Genomic DNA, 17,770 nt, shown 5'->3' with positions numbered 1-17,770 from the left:
CGGAAGATAAATGGGAAGTCTGGTAGCCTAATCCGGCGGATAGAGAGACAAGATGCGAAAGGAGGAAAGGCCAATGAACAAACCGGCGCATAACAAGTCTTCAGCTCCCGCCCCAATCGGCGGATCCGGCAACTTGGCCGATTCTTCTTCAACCGGAACGGGCGGCAAAAAAATAACGCGCCGGCAGTTTCTGGCCCGCGGAGCGGCAACATTAATCGGCGCGGGTCTGCTGACGGGCGGATACAGCTGGCAGGGAGAGACGCGCTGGCTCGATATTACCCGCATGACGCTGTCCTGGAAACAGCTTCCGTCCGCGTTCTCGGGTATGAAGCTTGTCCATTTCAGCGATGTGCACCTGGGCTTCAACAAGGATGTCGACGATGTCAAACGGCTGGTGCGCCATATCCGGGAGGCGGAGCCGGACCTGATCTGCTTCAGCGGCGATATCGTCGACAGCTACCCGGAGGATTTGACGGAGTCCGTTCCTCTGTTGGCCAGTCTGACTGCACCGATGGGCAAATTCGCGGTGCTCGGCAATCATGATTATAAACATGCCGAGCAGCTGGTCGGTCTGCTGGAGGCCGCCGGTTTCAAGGTGCTGCGAAATGACCACGTCCTTATCCGAAAGGGAGAGGCGGCCATTGCCGTCACGGGAATGGAGGATTATCTGATCAACAGCCCCGGCCCCGATCCGAAGAAGGCAATGGGTGGCATTCCGCCGGGCATGTTCACGGTGCTGCTCATGCATGAGCCGGATTATGCGGATTTTGTGCAGGACTATTCCATTCAGCTGCAGCTGTCCGGGCACAGCCACGGCGGGCAGATTCGTATCCCGTTTGTGGGAGCCCCTTTTCTGCCGGACGGGTCGACCAAATATATCAGCGGCCTCTACACGGTAGGGGAGCCGAACAGGAAGCTGTACGTCAATCGGGGCTTCGGCGAGACGTACATGCCGTTCCGTTTTATGTGCCGTCCGGAGCTGACGGTGTTCACCCTCCGACGGACGGAAGGATAGCGGCCACAGCCGGTCAGAACTTGTTACACAAATGAAATAATACCGTTATCAAACTCTAACAGTGCCGGGGTAAACTGTATACATGACCCCCTTTTGAAAATATATATTTTGTTGGGACCCGAGAAATCGGGTCCATTTTTTTTGGTGCCGGGAGCTGAGCCGTTTCAATTGGCGTTATTGAGGCTTTTGCCGGGCTGCTTCCGTCGAAGGGCGCTGCCGGCCGCCGGGTCCAGCCGCACCGCCTCCAGCGTTGCCAATAAAGCTATGATGCCCAGAATAAAAAAGGAGACCGTATAAGCTCCCGAGCCGCCGGAAGATCCGGTTGCCCATCGCGCAATCGGCTCTCCGGCGCGCAGCGCCACCGTTGCCGAGGCGATGCCGAAGGCGGCGGCAAGGTTCTGCATGGTCGAGGCCAGCGCATTGGCGTGACGCGTGTTCTCCGGCGAAATATCGCTGTATGCAATCGTGGTATACGCAGTAAGCGCCGTGGAGCGGACAATGCCGCTGATCAGCGTGAGCAGGGCGATCAGAACGATCGGAACAGCCGGCGTAATCAGTCCGTTCAGAATCATGGTTAGAGCGCCAATTGCCGTGGAAACAATCAGAACGCGGCGGAAGCCGAACCGGTTGATCAGGAAGGTGGTGGCGGGCTTAATGCCGATGTTGCCGATAAAAATAAACAGCACAATGCCGCCCGCAAGCGTCGGGCTCCAGCCGAAGACGTTCTGAAACAGCAGCGTCAGCATGAACGGCGCCGAACCGACCATCATCCAGTATAGTGAACTGCCGAGCTGGGAGGAGCGAAAGGTCGGGATGCTTAAAATCCGCAGCTCGACAATAGGGTTTGATACCGTCAGCAGATGTCTGACGGCGAAAATAGAGACGGCCAGAAAGACCGCTGTCAGAAGCAAGCCCTTGCTCCAAGGAACTCCGGTGTCCGCAAGCACATGGGCCGCGTAAGTCAAACCGCCTACCCCGATGCCCGTAAGCGCCACTCCGGTTACGTCCAGTCTGGAAGGCGCCGATTCGGTCTCGTCTCCGATCAGCTTCCAGGCGGCGATAAATCCGGCGATGCCGAGCGGAAGGTTGATCAGAAACAGATATTCCCATGAGGCGTAAGTGATGATGAGTCCACCGGCAAGCGGGGCGATGGCGGGCGAGATCAGCCCGGGCCAGACGAGATAAGACATGATTTTCAGCAGATCCCGCTTCTCCGTATGCTTGATAACGACCACCCGGCCGACCGGGACCATCATCGCACCCCCGAATCCCTGCAGCACCCGTGCGGCGACCAGCGTCCCGAGATTTGGCGACAGGGCGCAGGCAAGCGAAGCAAGTGTAAAAATGGCAATGGCCGACAGAAAGATCAGCCGGGTTCCGAACTTCTCGGCCAGCCAGCCGCTGATCGGGATGAATACGGCTAACGTGACCATGTATGCGGTAACAATAAGTCCCATTTGCACCGAAGACACTTGGAGCGCCCGGCTCATGGCAGGCACCGCCGTGGTGACAATGGTGCTGTCCAGGTTCTCCATGAAATAACAACCGGCGACAAGCAGAGCGGTATTGCGGAGCTTGGGCGAAATCACAAGGCGCGCCCCCTCTCCTGGCAAGAACCGGGGCAGACCGATTCCGAATGCATAGCGCGTTCGCTCCCTCCTAGTCGAATGAAAGCCAAATTTTTTATCCAGAAGACTGTTAAGAATAATTGGTATTACCAATATTGGTGTTACCAATATTATGTCGATTTTGCCGGGATGTCAATGCGTTTTGTCCGAAACAGTCTTTGAGTCCATGCCTTGGGCGGAACCTGCTGTCAATGATCGGACCGAGCGATGTCCCCCGCGTTTATCATAGGTATAATGGATGTACAGAGAAGGAGGGATCTGATGAAGGAGAACGATATCGCCGGTCGGCCGAGCGATTTCCCGGATAAACTGAGCCAACCGGCAAGACGAGCGCTTCAAGGGGCGGGCTATTCGACTTTGGAGCAGCTTGCGGAGACCAGTGAAGCGGAGCTTCTGAAGCTGCATGGAATGGGTCCGAAAGCGATGGAGCAGCTGAGGCAGGCAATGATGGACAAAGGATTGCAATTTGCGGACAAGGCGCAGGGTTAAAATAAAAACAGCGGCCGCGGGACCTGTAAAAGTTTCCCGAACTGCCGCTGTTTTCTTGTTAAAGCCGGTCCTTGCGGATAATCTGTCCCATTACAACGGGACCTCTATTTTCTGCTTCTGCTTGTAATAGACCCAGGAGGTGAAGCCGATTTCCTTCAGCCGGGCCGCTACCGCCTCATGCTCGTCGCCCACCCTTGACGGTTTGTGCGCATCCGAGCCGAACGTTACAGGCACACCATAGCGCAGCACCCGTTCCAGGATGTCGTCTGAAGGATACCACCCGCCGCTCAGCTTGGTCTTCCCGGATGTGTTGATCTCGATCGCCACGCCGCTCTCGGCAATAACCTTCAGGCATTCGTCAAGCGGCCCGGGGGCGGGAATATTCGAGAAGTCGGGGTAGTTGCCTTTCATGGCGTCGATATGGCCGAGGATCTGGAACATGCCGCTGCGCGCGGATTCGGCGATCAGGCGGTAATACTCGGTCTTGATCGCGATCTTCTCCTTGTCTCCGAGGCCCTTCCAGCGTCCTTTGTTAAAAATGCTGACGCCTCCCGTGCTGTGCACGGAGCCGATTACATAGTCGAAAGGGTAAGCGTCCAGAATTTTTCGGTACGTCTCCGCATGCTCCGGGAAATAGTCGGACTCGATGCCGAGCAGGACGTCGATCACGCCTTCATATTCTTTTTTCAGAGCAAGGACTTCTTCAACATAATTGGCGAATTCCGATTTGGCCATGGCAATATGGGGAAAAGCACGGTCGCTCGGATCTCCGAAATAGGGGGTGTGATCCGAAATCCCTATAACTTCCAGCCCGGCCTTGATGCCGGCCTCTACGTAGTTCCGGATGTTTCCGTCAGCGTGGCCGCAGCGGAAATGATGGGTATGCAGGTCGAATTTCATTGAAAGAACATCTCCTTGGCCAGTTTGTGTGATAAAAAATGACGTTCTACTCCGAACCGATGAACTGCGTCTCCGGCATCCCTTTCAGATCGCTGAGGAACTGCCGCATCGCCGAGTTGACGTATTTGCCCGATTTGGTGATGACCCCGACGGGGTGGGTGACCTCCAGCTCCATGATCGGAATGATCTTGAGGGTTCCCGCGCGGACCTCTTCCGCCACCGACTGCTTGGAAATGATACCCGCTCCCAGATCCAGCTCCACCATCCGTTTTACTTCTTCGCTGCTGGTCAGCTCCATAATGACATGGGTCTGAATGCCGTGCTTGGCAAAGACCTCTTCCGCGAACATCCTTCCAACCGTATCGGGCGAGAGCAGAATTAGCGGCGTTTGGCCAAGCACTTCGACGCGGGCGCTGCCGGGATTCGAAGCCAGCGGATGCCTCGGAGACACGACGAGTTCGAAAGTGTCATAATAGAGAACCGAGGTGGTCATGCCGGGACTGTCTCCGATCAGGTAACCGATGCCGACATCGACCTGGCCGTTCTCGACATGCTGATAGATCTGCGTGGAGGACATGGATTGGATGGATGTTTTGATATGAGGAAATTGGTCCTGAAAATACGATAGAATGCGCGGCAGAATCTGGATCGCGATGGAGGTCGTTGTACCTAGTATGATATGGCCCTGCGGCGTTTCATCCAGGTCGGCAAGCCTCAGCTTCAAATCATCGACGATATTGACGATCTGCTCTGCATGCGTTAGAAATACCTGTCCCTTGTCCGTCAGCGTAACGGGCTGGTTCCGGTCCACCAGCTGGGTTTTGAACTCTTCCTCAAGGCTCTTGATCTGTGCGGAAACTGCCGGCTGGGTCAGATTGAGCAGCTCTCCCGCCTTGCGGAAGCTCATTGTTTTGGAGATCATGATAAGCGTCTCCAGTTGGCTGATGTTCATGGAATACCTCCCCTGCCAACCATTTGTTGACTCATCGGTTATGTATATAGTTTACGCCGAGTGTTGGCATTTAATTAAATTATAGGAGATTCTGCCGGGTAGGGCAATGACACCGCTCACCCAGCATTTATTTCCTTGCGCAAAGCCTTAATTTTTGGTGAATTGTGCCGATATATGAGATATACTATACCAAGATCATTGGGACTTTCGGAATATGACTTAAGTCCGGCAAAGGGGGACACAGCACTATTATGAAGGCAGAAGTGATTAATCCGTTTTTAGAATCTGCGCGCGTCGTCATTGAACAAGTGATTCAAGTGTCGCCGTCGACCGGAAATCTTGGAATCAAAGATATTGAGTTGATCGATAACCATATATGGATCAAAGTCGGGATGACGGGACAGATGAGCGGTGATATCGTCTTTGGGATTGCGGAGCATGTGGCGCTGCGGATGGTGTCGGCCATGATGGGCGGCTATCCCATTGCGGAGATGGACGAGATGGGACAAAGCGCCATTTCGGAGCTCGGCAACATGATCAGCGGCAACGCGAGCACGATTTTGTCCAACCAGGGTGTTGTGGTGGACATCACGCCTCCCCAGGTTATGAAATCGGAAAATCTGACAGCCTTCCTGCCCCGTAAAGCGCTGAGCATTCCGCTTGTTATGGACGGAATCGGCGAGCTGGATATTCAGGTGATGATCTCTTAGAATTGTAAGAGAGAATTTGCCATCAGGCAAGATAGGAGCTGAGGATCGGGCGATGGAGCTTAAGGGTAAAATCGCGGTCATCACCGGCGCTTCCAGCGGCATCGGCGCCCTTACGGCGCATCTGCTCGGACAGCGCGGAGCCATTCCGGTGCTGCTTGCCAGGTCGGAGGACAAGCTAAGGGCTGCGGCGGAAAGAATAACGGGCGAGTACGGACTGTACCGCTGCGATGTGAGCAATTCCGGCGAAGTGGAAGAGACGATCGCCAAGATTATAGCAAAATACGGCAGAATCGATATTCTGCTCAATAATGCGGGCTTCGGCCGATTCGCGGACTTCATTGAAATGCCGGTCGAGGAATTCGGCGAAATGATGAATGTCAATTATATGGGCGTTGTCCGCTGCACCAAGGCGGCTGTGCCGCATATGCTGGAGCGGGGAAGGGGGCAGATCGTCAATGTGGCCTCGATGGCCGGCAAGATCGGCACCGCAAGGTCGGCGGCCTATACCGCCTCGAAGCATGCCGTTCTCGGCTTCACCAACGCCTTGCGGCAGGAGCTGCGCTACAGCGGCATCACCGTGTCGGCGGTCAATCCGGGACCGATTGAGACTGAATTTTTCAAACTGGCCGATCCCTCGGGAGATTACATCAAGAATGTGGGCGGCTTCATGATGACTCCCCAGTATGTCGCCGAACGAATCGTGAAGCTTATCGAGAAGGACAAGGAAGAGCTGGATTTGCCGCGGCTGGCGGCTGCCGGTATTCGCTTGTACGGGCTGTTCCCCCGGCTGGCGGACAAGCTGACATACAAAATGCTCAATCGGAAATAATATAGTGAGAAGCACAGAGGGGCCTTCCATTTGGTGGACAGGCCTTTTTGGCATATAATGAAGGAATACAATAAAGCGAAAAGGATGAATTTCCCTATGACTAAAGCTTCTTTTGCGGCTATCGGCATCCAGGAAGACCTTGAAGCCCGATTGTCGGAATTCGGCATAACCTCCCCCTCTCCGGTTCAGGCGGAGACCATTCCGCTGCTGCTGGAAGGAAGGGACGTGATCGCCGCTTCCCAGACCGGGACAGGCAAAACGCTGGCCTACCTGCTGCCCCTCCTGCAAGGAATCGATCCGCAGCGCAGGGCGGTTCAGAAGCTGGTGCTGGCCCCGACCCAGGAGCTTGCGATGCAGATTGTGCGCGAAGCGGAGCGCTACGGCGAGGGGCGCGGCATCCGCACGCTCGGACTGATCGGCGGAGCGGCGGTCGGACGCCAGATCGAGAAGCTGCGCGAGCATCCGCAGCTCGTGGTCGGCACTCCGGGACGCGTGCGCGAGCTGATCGCGGTACGCAAGCTGAAGATGCACGAGGTCGCCACCATCGTCATTGACGAGGCGGACCAAATGTTCCAGCTCGGGGGCGCGGGCGAGCTGGAGAAGATCATCGCGAGCGCGCTGCGCAGCCGCCAGCTCGTCATGCTGTCGGCGACCATCGGACCGGAGACGCGGGCCTTGGCTTCGAAGGCCATGAACGATCCGGCCGAGGTCGGCATTGATCCCGAGACCAAGGCGGCGCGCGGGCTGGAGCATCTGTATATCGCCGTGGAGGAGCGGGACAAGGTCGATACGCTGCGGCGGGTGCTGCGCTATTACAACCCGGACCGGGCGATCGTCTTCGCCAACACGCCCGAGACGATTGCGGAGGTGGAGGCGAAGCTGAATCACCTCGGACTGACGGCGGCGGCGCTCTACGGCGACGCTGACAAAGTGACGCGCAGCACGGTGCTGGGCCGCTTCCGGGAAGGGAAATTCCGCGTGCTCGTGGCGAGCGACGTGGCGGCGCGCGGGCTGGACATCGAGAATCTGCCGCTTGTCGTCAGCTTCGATCCCGCGTTCGACGCAGAGCACTACGTGCACCGGTCGGGACGGACGGGACGGATGGGCCGCAGCGGCCTGTCGCTGTCGATCGTCACGCCGCAGCAGACGTTCATTATGCGCAAGTTCGCGCGCGAGCTCGGCATCCCGCTAAGCGAACGCGCGCTGTACGGCGGCCAAATTCTGCCGCCGGAAGAAATGCGCGGCGGCGCAGGCCCGCGCCGCGACAAGCCGCGCAGCGGCCAGCCGGCGGTGCGGACCGCCGGCATCCGCCCGCACGCCGCGCCGGAAGCGGGCGGCGCGGCCGGGCGCGGGCAGGGCCGTGACGCCAGCGTCGGGCGTCACGGGGAGCCGCGCGCCAGCGGGGCGCGCCCCGCGGCAAGCCGCGCAGCGGCGGGCTCCGGGCGGAGCGGAGCCAAGGCGTCCGCTCCGGCGGGCAAGGCCCGCCACACGGAGCGGGACCGCAAGAGCAAGAACAAGGGAGCGCCTAAGTGGCTGAAGGACAAACGGTCCGGAGGTGACGGGCAATGAGTGCGGCTCCCGTGCTGGAGATTGCGGGCCTGACCGGAGGGTACAGCCTGAACAAGCCTGTGCTGCACGATATTTCCCTGAATGTGCAGCCGGGGGAGATGGTCGGGCTGATCGGCCTGAACGGAGCGGGCAAGAGCACCACCATGAAGCATATTCTCGGACTGATGACGCCGCATAAAGGCCGAATCGCCGTTCAGGGCCGAACGCGGGAGGGCGATTCGGAAGGGTATCACAGCGCGCTTTCGTTTGTGCCCGAGTCGCCGCTCTTGTATGAAGAAATGACCGTGCGCGAGCATGTGGAATTTACGGCCAGGGCTTACGGCGTCAGCCGCGCCGATTACGAGGCGCGCAGCCGCCGCCTGGCGGAGCTGTTCCGGATGGAGGATAAGATGGATAGCCTCTCCGGCCATCTGTCCAAAGGGATGAAGCAGAAGGTGATGATTATGTGCGCTTTTGTTGCAAGTCCGGCGCTCTATGTCATCGACGAGCCCTTTCTTGGCCTCGATCCGCTCGGCATCCGCTCGCTGCTGGACTTCATGCTGGAGATCAAGCAGTCGGGGTCTTCCATTCTGCTCAGCTCCCACATCCTTTCCACGATCGAGAACTACTGCGACCGCTTCATCGTGCTGCATCAGGGCAAGGTTATCGCCGAGGGCGGCTTGGCCGAAATAGGGGCTGCCGCAGGCAAGCCGGGCCTGCCGCTGGAGCAGCTGTTCTACGAGCTGGTCCAGGGAGGGAAGTAGCATGGATCTCAGAGAGCTGCAGGGGCAGCGGCGCAGCCGGGCGGCCGGCAAGCTTCTTTCCTATGCGGGCTATATTATCCAGAGCGGCGTGGCGGTTGTGCTGATGTTCATCCTGATCGCGTTTTCGGCCTGGTACACCTCGGTGCTCAGGGATATTCCATCCGGTCTGCCGATCCGCTGGATCATGATGGCGGTGCTGCTGCCGGCAGCGGTTCATAGCGGCTTCCGCACCTATTTGCAGCCCGCGGACGCCGTCTTTCTGCTGCCGCAGGAGCACCGGATGCACGAGTATTTCGCCCCGGCATGGACCAGGGGAACGGTGTGGAAAAGCCTCCGGCTGCTTCTCGCGCTCCTCATTTTGTGGCCTTTATACATACGGACGGAGGAATCGCCGAAGGCTTTGCTCGTCACCGCCGCGCTGCTGCTTGGCGTCAAGCTTCTCTCCGCCTACGGCTGCTGGCGGGAGCTCAAGATGCTCTCCCCCGCCGCGTCCGCCGGGTACCGGCTGCTGCGCTGGGCGGTGGGCGGCCTGATCATCGCCGCCTGGCTGTGGCAGCCTTTCCATAAAGGGCTGGGTTTCTCGCTGCTGCTGGCGGCGGCTTACCTGTCAGCGTTGGCCGTGCCCGCCCGGCACGCCGTTCCCTGGGAGCGGCTGATCGCCCTGGAGAAGGCGCAAAGCGGCCGGGCGTTAATGCTGCTCGGATGGTTCGTCGAAGTTCCCGGACGCCAGCAGCGTGTCTATCCCCGGCGGTGGCTCTCCCGCTGGGGGGCGGGGCTTCCGTGGCGGCGGGACAGCGCCTACCGCTATCTGCTGACCAAAAGCTTTGCCCGCGGCGATATCCTGGGGATTGTGCTGCGCCTTGGACTATTGGCGCTGGCGCTGGAGTGGTGGAACCGCGGCAGCCTTGTGAGCGCGGGGATTTATCTGTTCTTCCTGTTCATCATCGGCGTCCAGCTCTCCGCCCTGGCGAAGCTGCACGGCGAATCCTTCTGGCTGACGGTCTATCCGCTGCCGGAGAACAGCCGGAGCCGCAGCACCATCTCCTTTGTGTTCCGCGCGCATTTGGCCTTCGCGCTTGCGCTGTGGCTTCCGCTGGCTGCCGGAAGCGGCACGCTCCCCAGGGCGCTCGGGGCGCTGGCCGCTGGCGCGGCGCTCGTTCTGATTCTCCGCGCCCGCCTGGGGAAGAATATGCGGAGGGCCGAAGACGACGATCTCTAGCATCGCCTGAAGCCGTGGGTCTCATGCCATGGTAGCAAGAGGTTTTTCTGATGCCTTACCAGCGATTAGTAACAAGCGCTTGCGCTTCACAACTCTACGAAAGAGGGGCTGTGCAATAGTCATCGCAAATGGCTTATGGATCGCCCCTTTTGACGTCCCAGTCGGGAGCCATCCCCCTTACTGGCTGCCTAAAGAGACAGCTAAGCGGAATTCCTCCATTAAACTCACTGAATAACAGGCTGATATCCGAATTATAAGGAAAACTAGAGCTAGTATAAAAAGTGGACACCTCGTTAAGAGAAAAAGATAATAGAGTTATCTAAGGAGGTGTTCACATGAGTGAACCACGGAAACAGTATAACGAAGAGTTCAAGAAACAAACGGTAAAGTACCTGCAGGAGCAAACGAAGTCGGTAGAGGACATCGCTCTGGAGCTGAATATTCCTGTGAAGACCCTGTATGCCTGGAAGGCGAAATACCGCGAGTTTAAGAACGAGCCTATCGCCAGCCTGGATCGAGTCCGCGAACTGGAGCAGCTGCTGAAAGAAAAAGAACGTGAACTTCACGAAAGCCAGCAACGTGCTGCCGATGCGGAGGAGGAACTGGCCATCGTAAAAAAAGCAGTGCACATCTTCAGCAAACCAAAGAACTGAGATTTCAGTTTGTGGAAGATCATCGCTCCGAGTTCCCTTTGGAGAAGATGTGCAAAGCACTAGGTGTCTCCCGGAGCGGCTACTACACCTGGCGCAGCCGAAAACCCAGCGAGCGAGTGCGGCGCAAGGTGCGGCTGTTAAAGCGGATCACGTATCATTTCAACGATTCACAGCAGCGTTATGGTGCGCCCAAGATTGCACATCTTTTGCGCCAGGAAGGCGAAACCGTCACCGAACGTACCGTCGGCCTATACATGCAAGAACTCGGATTCCGTGCCTGTGTCAGCCGTACCTTCAAGGTTCAAACCACCGACTCCAATCATGATTTGCCGATCGCTCCAAACCTCCTGAACCAGCAGTTTCACGTGGAGAAACCCAATAAAGTATGGGTAGCCGACATTACGTATATTCCATGCCGGGAAGGCCGCCTGTATCTAGCCAGTGTGCTGGACTTATGCACCCGTGAGATCGTAGGCTGGCGTCTGAGCGACCGGATGAACACCGATCTCGTCCTGGGCGCCCTAAAGGATGCCCACCTTGCCAAGAGACCTAAAAAAGGACTGATCCACCATTCGGATCGAGGAAGCCAGTACGCGTCCGAAGATTACCGAAAACAGCTCAAGACTTACCGTATGATCACCAGCATGAGCCGCAAAGGAAACTGCTACGATAATGCTTGCATGGAATCTTTCCATAGCATCCTGAAAAAGGAGCTCATTTACTGCAAGCGATTTAGAACGAAACAGCAGGCCTACGATGAGATCTACCGATACATTGAGTTTTTTTATAACCGCAAACGAATCCATGGTGCACTAGGGTACCTGTCACCGATTCGCTTTGCTGCTCGGTTCAATAAGAGAAAAGCAAGCTAAAGGGTGTCCACTTTCTTGACAGAGGTCCAAACCTCCAGCTAATTGGGGCGTTTCATCGAAAGAATGGGCGGAACCCGTAAATTAGATGGAGTTTTTCCAGATAAGCCGTTCAACAACCCGATTTCTTATGAATTAGAGGGAGTTTTTCCCGCTCATATCCGCCAGTTGGCCAACAAAGGATTCTCATTCCCGGACGCAATACAAGGCTGTCCCAAAAGTCATCCTAGATGACTTAGGGACAGCCCTTTTTTTGCCAACCTCATGGTTCAGCAGATGTAGGCACAACTCCGCAGCACCGTATTTTTCCTTGAAGACTTGATCGTGAAAAGACCCACGGTATGCCCGGCTTAGATCAGCCCGCCGTTAAGATTGATATTTTTGTACAGGCGGATTTTCGCATCCTCCAGATGCTCGGTCACCACTTGTCTCAGATCGTCATGCGAGCCTTCCTTGAGAGATTGGATAATCCGATCGTGCTGCTGCAGGGAATGAAGAACCATTTCTTTCGTAATCAGGTACGATTTCATCGCCAGATAGCGGTAGTTCATACTGTTTTGATAGATATTCATGATATTCTTGTTGCCGCCCAGTTTCAGAAATTCCATGTGAAAATGAAGGTTGTAGTCTCCTTCGTGGTAATTCTCCAGCTTCGACGAGTTTACGATATAGACCGACGTTTCATGAATCTTCTCCATGTTGGCGATGATGTTTGGACTGGCCTCGGCTTTTCCCGCCGCCAGCTTCTCCACGACCCAAAGTTCAATCATCAGGCGTGTTTCCATGATGTCGAGCACGTTCTCCGCTGAAACGCCTACGACAAAAGTGCCGACCTTCGGCACCGTCTTGATCAATCCGTCCTTCTCCAACCGGCCCAGCGCGTCGCGGATCGGCGTCCGGCTTACCCCGAGCTGAGTGGATAATTCTGGAATGGAAAGCTTGTGTTCGGGCGGGAATTCTCTCTTGATAATCAGTTCTTTCAGAATGCCGTACGTTTTCTCCAATAAATTGGTATTGTCAATTCGGATCAGGTTAGGCATGGAAATCATTCCTTATCGGGTTGATACTTGCATAAATCATGTATACAACATTTATTTAAATCATAGGATCGACTCTTTGTCAAAAGATATTTTCGGCAAAAATAGTTGAGAAAATAGCATTGACAGGAAAAATAGGGCGGTGATATGATACGTGGCATAGCAGAAATAAAGCCGACTAAACAAATAGGGTATATATATTTCTGTGTCGAATAAAGAACGTAGTACCTTTTTCTTGTATGTTGTATACAACATATATTAGTGTCGACCGTACGAACGGAGACCTGCCTTTCGGCTTTATCAAGCCTTGGCGGGTTTTTTGCGTTTAATACGGTCATAGTCAGGAGGAATGAGAATGAAAAGCGCCGCTGACCGCTCTGCCGGAGCGCTGGCCGTTCTGGCCGGCTGTCTCTCTCTTCGCGAAGCCTACCGCCTGTACCCTTATCATGTTAGTCTGCTGGGCGGAGACCATACCTTCCCCGCCTTTATAGGAGCGGGACTGGCTCTGGCGGGAATCTGGCTGGTTTTGTTTCCCGGGCCGTCCGCACGGTCGTCCTCGGCCGGATTACCAGCTCCGGAAACGTCGGAAGCCGAAACAGCCAGTGCCGATACAACCGGTGAAAAGCACAGTGTAAACGAGTCCATCGTTAATAGAGAGTCCTTCACGGGCACCCAATCAGCGAATAGGACAAGCGGTCGGTTTCCGTTTTTGCCCGGGAACAGCCTGATCCCTCTCCTGCTGCTGATCTACACTGTTATTCTTCCCCGGGCGGGTTACCTGGCGGGAACTTTTGTTATCGCTCTGCTTCTGTTTCGTGTACTGGGAATCGCCAAGTGGTGGCGCTGCGCGATTTACGCTCTGCTGCTGACGGCCGGGCTGTATCTGATTTTTATCGAATGGCTGCACACTCCATTTTCGGCAGGAACGCTGTGGCTTCATCAAGGAGGCGATTAAATGAGTAATTTATCCATGCTGCTTGACGGCTTTGGACATGCGTTAACACCGATGAACCTGCTGATGGCGGCCATCGGCGTGCTTGTGGGAACCTTCGTCGGCGTGCTGCCGGGGCTTGGTCCAACTTCGTCGATCGCCATCCTGCTGCCCGTAACGTCGGTTCTGGAACCGACACAGGCAATTATTATGCTCGCGGGCATTTACTACGGGGCGATGTACGGCGGATCGACAACCGCCATTCTGCTTAATATTCCGGGCGAAGCCTCCTCCGTCCCGACCTGTCTGGACGGCTACCCGCTCGCCCGGCAGGGCAGGGGAGGACCGGCGCTTGGAATCGCCGCCATCGCCTCCTTTATCGCCGGTGTGCTCGGTGTGATCGGTCTCGTCCTGTTCGCGCCGGTGCTGGCCAATCAGGCGCTGCGCTTCGGACCGCCGGAAATGTTCTCCGTCCTGCTCCTGACGCTGGTTATCATGATGGGGATGACCGGCGGACGCTTCGTCAAATCGGCGATCATGGGTCTGATCGGCATTGCTCTGTCGCTCATGGGGCTCGGGGCCAACTCCGGCTTGTACCGTTTCACCCTGGGCTGGAGTCCGCTCGAAGGAGGACTGGATATGGTGAGCATTCTGATCGGTCTCTTTTCGATCGCAGAAGTCATGAGAGGCTTGTCCGAGAAGAAGACCGCCATTTCGTCCGGAAATATCGGAAGCGTCTATCCGGGCCGGGAGGATCTGAAGCAGAGCGCTTCTTCCATCGCCGCCGGTGGAATTATCGGTTTCTTCATGGGCTTGCTTCCGGGCTGCTCGGCCGCCGTAACTTCCTTTCTGTCCTATGATTTCGTCAAAAGAATCTCGCGCCGCCGCCATCTGTTCGGGAAAGGAGCGATTGAGGGCGTGGCCGCTCCGGAAGCTGCCAACAACGCGACAAGCTCCGCCGGTTTTATTCCGCTGTTCGCGCTTGGTATCCCATCGTCGCCGCCGCTGGCCGTGCTGCTCGCTGGCCTGATGATCTACGGGCTGACGCCGGGGCCGATGCTGTTCGAGCAGAAAGGAAGCTTTGTGTGGACCGTCATCGCCAGCATGTTCATCGGCAACGTGATGCTGCTAGTTCTGAACCTGCCGCTGGTGGGTATTTGGGCCAAGCTGACCCGGGTCCCATTCTCGATTCTTGCGCCGGTAATTCTTCTGCTCAGCATGGTTGGCGCCTACACGGTGCGCAACAATCTGTTCGATGTTCAGGTTGCGGTCATCTTCGGCATCGCCGGTTATTATCTGCAAAAGCATGACTGGCCGATCATGCCGCTTATTCTCTGCTTTATTCTGGGCCCCTTGATGGAACAGTCGTTTTCGCAGTCGATGGCAATTTCCGGCGGAAGCCTTGGCATCTTTGTCCAAAGAGGGCTTTCCGTAGCTTTCATTATAGCTGCAGCGGTCATGCTGGTCTTCTCCCTGTACATGGTCCGCCGCACCAAAAAAAGAATCCGCGAGGAACGCGGCGATTCGCTCAGCATCGTCAATGCCGAAGCGTAAAGCCGACTACAATACACATTTTAGGAGAGTGAATGAATTGAAGACATTGAACAAAAAGACTTTCCGGCTGCTGCCGCTGACGCTGGCGCTGCTCTTTCTGGCCTCCGGCTGCGGAGCCAATTCAACGGCGGAATCCGGCGCAGGCGGGGCCGCCCAGACAGGCGGTGCAACGGCCGCTGCCTCCGCTGCGGCAGCGGGACCGGCTTCCTCGGCAGGCACCGACTATCCGAACCGGCCCATTGAATATGTCGTGCCGTTCTCGGCCGGCGGCGGCGTAGATCTCGTTGCCCGGACGGTCGCCGAAGGGCTGAGCAAGGAATGGGGGCAGCCGATCGAAATCGTCAACAAGCCCGGAGCGGGCGGAGCCACCGGCGCGCAATACGCGCTCAAGCAAGCGGCCAATGACGGCTACACGGTGCTTGCGGATAATGTGGCGAGCACGACCATGCTTCAGGCCGGATCGGCCTCGGCGCCGGTTCTCTTGAGCGACCATGAGTTTGCGGCCCGGGTCGTTACGGATGCGCCTGTCTTCGTAGTGGCCGCCGACGCGCCGTGGAAGGATTTCCGCGAATTCTCGGAATGGGCGAAAGCGAATCCCGAGAAGCTGACTTGGACCAGCGTAGGGCCTGCGGGTTTCTCCACCTTTGCCGTTGCAGAATGGCTGAAAGCGATTGGAGCCGACTTCTCAAAAACCCGGATGATTGCCACCAAAGGCGCGTCCGAATCTCTGCCCCTTGTCGCTGGAGGCAATGCGGTTCTGGCCGTGCACACGGTCAATGAGACCTCTACTTTGGTTAAGGCTGGAAAATTGAAGGTGCTGGCCGTCCTGTCTCCCGAGCGCAGTCCGTATTACCCGGATGTGCCTACAACAGCGGAGCAGGGAGTGAAGGATTTGTCCGTCTCCTGGTGGACGGGCATGAGCTTCCCGAAAGGAACGCCGCAGGAGATTGTCAAGAAGTGGGCGGATGGAGTCGCCAAGCTGGCACAGGACCCCGATTTTGTCGCGAAGCTCAAGCAGCTGCAGGTCGATCCGAATGTGCTTACAGGACAGGAGTTTACGGATTTTGTAAATAAGGAAGCCGAGTATTACACAGGTCTCGCCACCGAGACAGGAATCCGCAAGTAATCGCAATACGAAATGGGCCATCACGGAACTGATCCGCAAGTAACGACGGGAATGCCTAAGCAAATCGCAAATTCAGATTCGGAGGGAAGAATATGCATCATTTTTTAATTCATAAGCAGGGAGATCAGGTGGGCGTCGCAACGACGGACATTACCGCCGGGCAGCAGGTCGTCGGAGTCTTTATGGATGACGATTCGGAAATAACGGTGACAAGCCTTCAGAATGTTCCGCTGGGGCACAAAATATCCATCGGCGTTCTTGAAAAAGGCGGCAAAGTCATTGAATACGGCATCCCCATCGGCGTTGCGCCGGAGGGGCTGACCGAAGGGGAATACGTTCATACGCACAATATTAAATCGGCGAGGTGGTAACGATGGGACAATTATTCGGATATCGTAGAGAAAACGGCAAGGTGGGCATTCGCAATCATGTCATTATTTTACCGGTTGACGACATTTCAAACGCGGCCTGCGAGGCGGTGGCAAAGGTCGTCTCCGGAACGCTGGCTCTGCCCCATGCTTACGGGCGGCTGCAGTTCGGAGAGGATCTGGCGCTGCACTTCCGGACCATGATCGGAACGGGCAGCAATCCGAACGTAGCGGCGGTCATCGTAATCGGCATTGAGCCGAACTGGACGAAGATCATCACAGACGGCATTGCCGCCACGGGCAAACCGGTAGCCGGATTCTCCATCGAAGGCTTGGGCGATCTGGAAGTCATCCGGCGGGCGGCTTGGAAAGCCAAGGAATTCGTGCAGTGGGCCACAGAGCTTCAGCGGGAGCCCATATCCCTCTCGGAGCTTACTGTTAGCATCAAGTGCGGAGAATCGGATACGACAACGGGACTGGCTTCCTGCCCGACGGTGGGAGAAACAGTGGACTATTTGATCGATCAGGGAGCGACCGTGTTTTTCGGGGAGACTTCCGAGCTGACGGGCGGAGAGCATCTGATCGCGGACCGGATGGCGACGGAAGAGCTCCGCGGACAATTCCAGCGCACCTATGATCGTTATGTCTCCGGATTCGCTTCTCAAGGCGTGGACCTGCTCGGCTCCCAGCCGACTCAGGGCAATATCGCCGGCGGGCTGTCCACGATTGAAGAGAAGGCGCTGGGCAATATCGAAAAAACCGGAACCAAGCAGGTTATCGGCGTACTGAAGCCTGCCGAGGCGCCGCAGAACGGCCCGGGTCTGTATTTCATGGACAGCTCTTCCGCCGCTGCGGAATGCGTAACGCTCATGGCTGCTGCCGGAGCGGTTGTCCATTTCTTCCCGACGGGACAAGGAAACGTAATCGGCAATCCCATCGAGCCGGTGATCAAGATTTCGGCCAACCCGAAGACGGTCAAGCTGATGGCGGAGCATATCGATGTCGATGTCAGTCCGCTGCTCGAACGCGCCATTACGCTGCCGGATGCGCGGGGACGCTTGCTTGAGAACCTGGAGCGGACGGTCAACGGGCGGCTGACGGCGGCGGAGGCGCTCGGGCACCGGGAATTTGTGATGACGAAGCTTTATCCAAGCGCGTAATTAACTATAATGAGAAAT

Annotated in this window: 18 protein-coding genes; 14 read left to right on the top strand and 4 right to left on the bottom strand. The window is 56.6% G+C overall.

Annotated elements, in window-relative coordinates; genetic code table 11:
- Positions 1 to 73 precede the first annotated feature (73 nt).
- Positions 74 to 1,015: a metallophosphoesterase gene (locus tag PSAB_RS19255; protein ID WP_025336220.1), complete on the top strand. Its 942-nt coding sequence runs from the start codon at positions 74 to 76 to the stop codon at positions 1,013 to 1,015.
- Between the two features lie 164 nt (positions 1,016 to 1,179).
- On the opposite strand, the gene PSAB_RS19250 is transcribed toward PSAB_RS19255, so the two are convergent.
- Positions 1,180 to 2,604: an MFS transporter gene (locus PSAB_RS19250; RefSeq protein ID WP_025336219.1), complete on the bottom strand. Its 1,425-nt coding sequence runs from the start codon at positions 2,602 to 2,604 to the stop codon at positions 1,180 to 1,182.
- A gap of 300 nt (positions 2,605 to 2,904) precedes the next feature.
- Between PSAB_RS19250 and PSAB_RS19245 the strand changes: the two genes are divergently transcribed.
- Positions 2,905 to 3,132, top strand: coding sequence for a helix-hairpin-helix domain-containing protein (locus PSAB_RS19245; RefSeq protein WP_025336218.1), 228 nt, complete (start codon positions 2,905 to 2,907; stop codon positions 3,130 to 3,132).
- Positions 3,133 to 3,222: 90 nt separating this feature from the next.
- Here PSAB_RS19245 and PSAB_RS19240 read toward each other — a convergent pair whose 3' ends face one another.
- Both PSAB_RS19240 and PSAB_RS19235 read right to left on the bottom strand, forming a co-directional pair.
- Positions 3,223 to 4,032 (bottom strand): histidinol-phosphatase, encoded by an 810-nt coding sequence (locus tag PSAB_RS19240; protein ID WP_025336217.1) that lies wholly within the window; start codon positions 4,030 to 4,032, stop codon positions 3,223 to 3,225.
- Positions 4,033 to 4,078: 46 nt separating this feature from the next.
- Positions 4,079 to 4,984, bottom strand: coding sequence for a LysR family transcriptional regulator (locus tag PSAB_RS19235; RefSeq protein WP_025336216.1), 906 nt, complete (start codon positions 4,982 to 4,984; stop codon positions 4,079 to 4,081).
- Positions 4,985 to 5,235: 251 nt separating this feature from the next.
- Here PSAB_RS19235 and PSAB_RS19230 point away from each other — a divergent pair, with 251 nt between their 5' ends.
- The 7 genes from PSAB_RS19230 to PSAB_RS19200 all read left to right on the top strand — a co-directional run bounded on the left by PSAB_RS19230 (position 5,236) and on the right by PSAB_RS19200 (position 11,579).
- Positions 5,236 to 5,694 (top strand): chemotaxis protein CheX, encoded by a 459-nt coding sequence (locus PSAB_RS19230; protein ID WP_025336215.1) that lies wholly within the window; start codon positions 5,236 to 5,238, stop codon positions 5,692 to 5,694.
- Positions 5,695 to 5,746: 52 nt separating this feature from the next.
- A complete protein-coding gene (locus PSAB_RS19225; RefSeq protein ID WP_025336214.1) occupies positions 5,747 to 6,523 on the top strand; it encodes an SDR family NAD(P)-dependent oxidoreductase in 777 nt (258 codons plus the stop codon).
- A gap of 96 nt (positions 6,524 to 6,619) precedes the next feature.
- Positions 6,620 to 8,092 carry a DEAD/DEAH box helicase gene (locus tag PSAB_RS19220; RefSeq protein WP_025336213.1) on the top strand — a complete coding sequence of 491 codons (1,473 nt, stop codon included), beginning with the start codon at positions 6,620 to 6,622 and terminating at the stop codon, positions 8,090 to 8,092.
- The gene (locus PSAB_RS19215; RefSeq protein WP_025336212.1) at positions 8,089 to 8,835 is read left to right on the top strand and encodes an ABC transporter ATP-binding protein; all 747 of its coding nucleotides are present in this window, start codon (positions 8,089 to 8,091) and stop codon (positions 8,833 to 8,835) included. Before PSAB_RS19220 ends, PSAB_RS19215 begins: the two co-directional genes overlap by 4 nt.
- A 1-nt stretch (position 8,836) precedes the next feature.
- Positions 8,837 to 10,054 carry an ABC transporter permease gene (locus tag PSAB_RS19210; RefSeq protein ID WP_025336211.1) on the top strand — a complete coding sequence of 406 codons (1,218 nt, stop codon included), beginning with the start codon at positions 8,837 to 8,839 and terminating at the stop codon, positions 10,052 to 10,054.
- Between the two features lie 335 nt (positions 10,055 to 10,389).
- A complete protein-coding gene (locus tag PSAB_RS26225; protein ID WP_025332950.1) occupies positions 10,390 to 10,707 on the top strand; it encodes a transposase in 318 nt (105 codons plus the stop codon).
- 11 nt (positions 10,708 to 10,718) lie between these two features.
- Positions 10,719 to 11,579 (top strand): IS3 family transposase, encoded by an 861-nt coding sequence (locus PSAB_RS19200; RefSeq protein ID WP_264370880.1) that lies wholly within the window; start codon positions 10,719 to 10,721, stop codon positions 11,577 to 11,579.
- Between the two features lie 347 nt (positions 11,580 to 11,926).
- Here PSAB_RS19200 and PSAB_RS19195 read toward each other — a convergent pair whose 3' ends face one another.
- On the bottom strand, positions 11,927 to 12,616 hold the full coding sequence (locus PSAB_RS19195) for a GntR family transcriptional regulator (protein WP_025336210.1): 690 nt from the start codon (positions 12,614 to 12,616) through the stop codon (positions 11,927 to 11,929).
- 352 nt (positions 12,617 to 12,968) lie between these two features.
- Here PSAB_RS19195 and PSAB_RS24695 point away from each other — a divergent pair, with 352 nt between their 5' ends.
- The 5 genes from PSAB_RS24695 (at position 12,969) to PSAB_RS19170 (ending at position 17,752) form a co-directional block, all read left to right on the top strand.
- Entirely contained in the window at positions 12,969 to 13,568 is a 600-nt protein-coding gene (locus tag PSAB_RS24695; protein WP_025336209.1) for a tripartite tricarboxylate transporter TctB family protein, read from the top strand.
- Entirely contained in the window at positions 13,569 to 15,098 is a 1,530-nt protein-coding gene (locus PSAB_RS19185; RefSeq protein ID WP_025336208.1) for a tripartite tricarboxylate transporter permease, read from the top strand.
- 37 nt (positions 15,099 to 15,135) lie between these two features.
- The gene (locus PSAB_RS19180; protein WP_226991727.1) at positions 15,136 to 16,224 is read left to right on the top strand and encodes a tripartite tricarboxylate transporter substrate binding protein; all 1,089 of its coding nucleotides are present in this window, start codon (positions 15,136 to 15,138) and stop codon (positions 16,222 to 16,224) included.
- Between the two features lie 92 nt (positions 16,225 to 16,316).
- A complete protein-coding gene (locus PSAB_RS19175; RefSeq protein ID WP_025336206.1) occupies positions 16,317 to 16,595 on the top strand; it encodes a UxaA family hydrolase in 279 nt (92 codons plus the stop codon).
- A gap of 2 nt (positions 16,596 to 16,597) precedes the next feature.
- Entirely contained in the window at positions 16,598 to 17,752 is a 1,155-nt protein-coding gene (locus PSAB_RS19170) for a UxaA family hydrolase (RefSeq protein ID WP_025336205.1), read from the top strand.
- The last annotated feature ends 18 nt before the right edge of the window (positions 17,753 to 17,770 follow it).

The organism is Paenibacillus sabinae T27 (assembly GCF_000612505.1).
Taxonomy (GTDB): Bacteria; Bacillota; Bacilli; order Paenibacillales; family Paenibacillaceae; genus Paenibacillus_AQ; species Paenibacillus_AQ sabinae.
Note: the sequence above shows the minus strand (reverse complement) of the source record. Positions and strands in the feature narration are given on the sequence as shown.

What these genes read in the sequence shown, in the direction of transcription:
- PSAB_RS19255 (WP_025336220.1), top strand. Translation starts at nt 74, where the DNA reads ATGAACAAACCGGCGCATAACAAGTCTTCAGCTCCCGCCCCAATCGGC.
- PSAB_RS19245 (WP_025336218.1), top strand. Translation starts at nt 2,905, where the DNA reads ATGAAGGAGAACGATATCGCCGGTCGGCCGAGCGATTTCCCGGATAAA.
- PSAB_RS19240 (WP_025336217.1), bottom strand. Translation starts at nt 4,032, where the DNA reads ATGAAATTCGACCTGCATACCCATCATTTCCGCTGCGGCCACGCTGAC.
- PSAB_RS19235 (WP_025336216.1), bottom strand. Translation starts at nt 4,984, where the DNA reads ATGAACATCAGCCAACTGGAGACGCTTATCATGATCTCCAAAACAATG.
- PSAB_RS19230 (WP_025336215.1), top strand. Translation starts at nt 5,236, where the DNA reads ATGAAGGCAGAAGTGATTAATCCGTTTTTAGAATCTGCGCGCGTCGTC.
- PSAB_RS19225 (WP_025336214.1), top strand. Translation starts at nt 5,747, where the DNA reads ATGGAGCTTAAGGGTAAAATCGCGGTCATCACCGGCGCTTCCAGCGGC.
- PSAB_RS19220 (WP_025336213.1), top strand. Translation starts at nt 6,620, where the DNA reads ATGACTAAAGCTTCTTTTGCGGCTATCGGCATCCAGGAAGACCTTGAA.
- PSAB_RS19215 (WP_025336212.1), top strand. Translation starts at nt 8,089, where the DNA reads ATGAGTGCGGCTCCCGTGCTGGAGATTGCGGGCCTGACCGGAGGGTAC.
- PSAB_RS19210 (WP_025336211.1), top strand. Translation starts at nt 8,837, where the DNA reads ATGGATCTCAGAGAGCTGCAGGGGCAGCGGCGCAGCCGGGCGGCCGGC.
- PSAB_RS26225 (WP_025332950.1), top strand. Translation starts at nt 10,390, where the DNA reads ATGAGTGAACCACGGAAACAGTATAACGAAGAGTTCAAGAAACAAACG.
- PSAB_RS19195 (WP_025336210.1), bottom strand. Translation starts at nt 12,616, where the DNA reads ATGCCTAACCTGATCCGAATTGACAATACCAATTTATTGGAGAAAACG.
- PSAB_RS24695 (WP_025336209.1), top strand. Translation starts at nt 12,969, where the DNA reads ATGAAAAGCGCCGCTGACCGCTCTGCCGGAGCGCTGGCCGTTCTGGCC.
- PSAB_RS19185 (WP_025336208.1), top strand. Translation starts at nt 13,569, where the DNA reads ATGAGTAATTTATCCATGCTGCTTGACGGCTTTGGACATGCGTTAACA.
- PSAB_RS19175 (WP_025336206.1), top strand. Translation starts at nt 16,317, where the DNA reads ATGCATCATTTTTTAATTCATAAGCAGGGAGATCAGGTGGGCGTCGCA.
- PSAB_RS19170 (WP_025336205.1), top strand. Translation starts at nt 16,598, where the DNA reads ATGGGACAATTATTCGGATATCGTAGAGAAAACGGCAAGGTGGGCATT.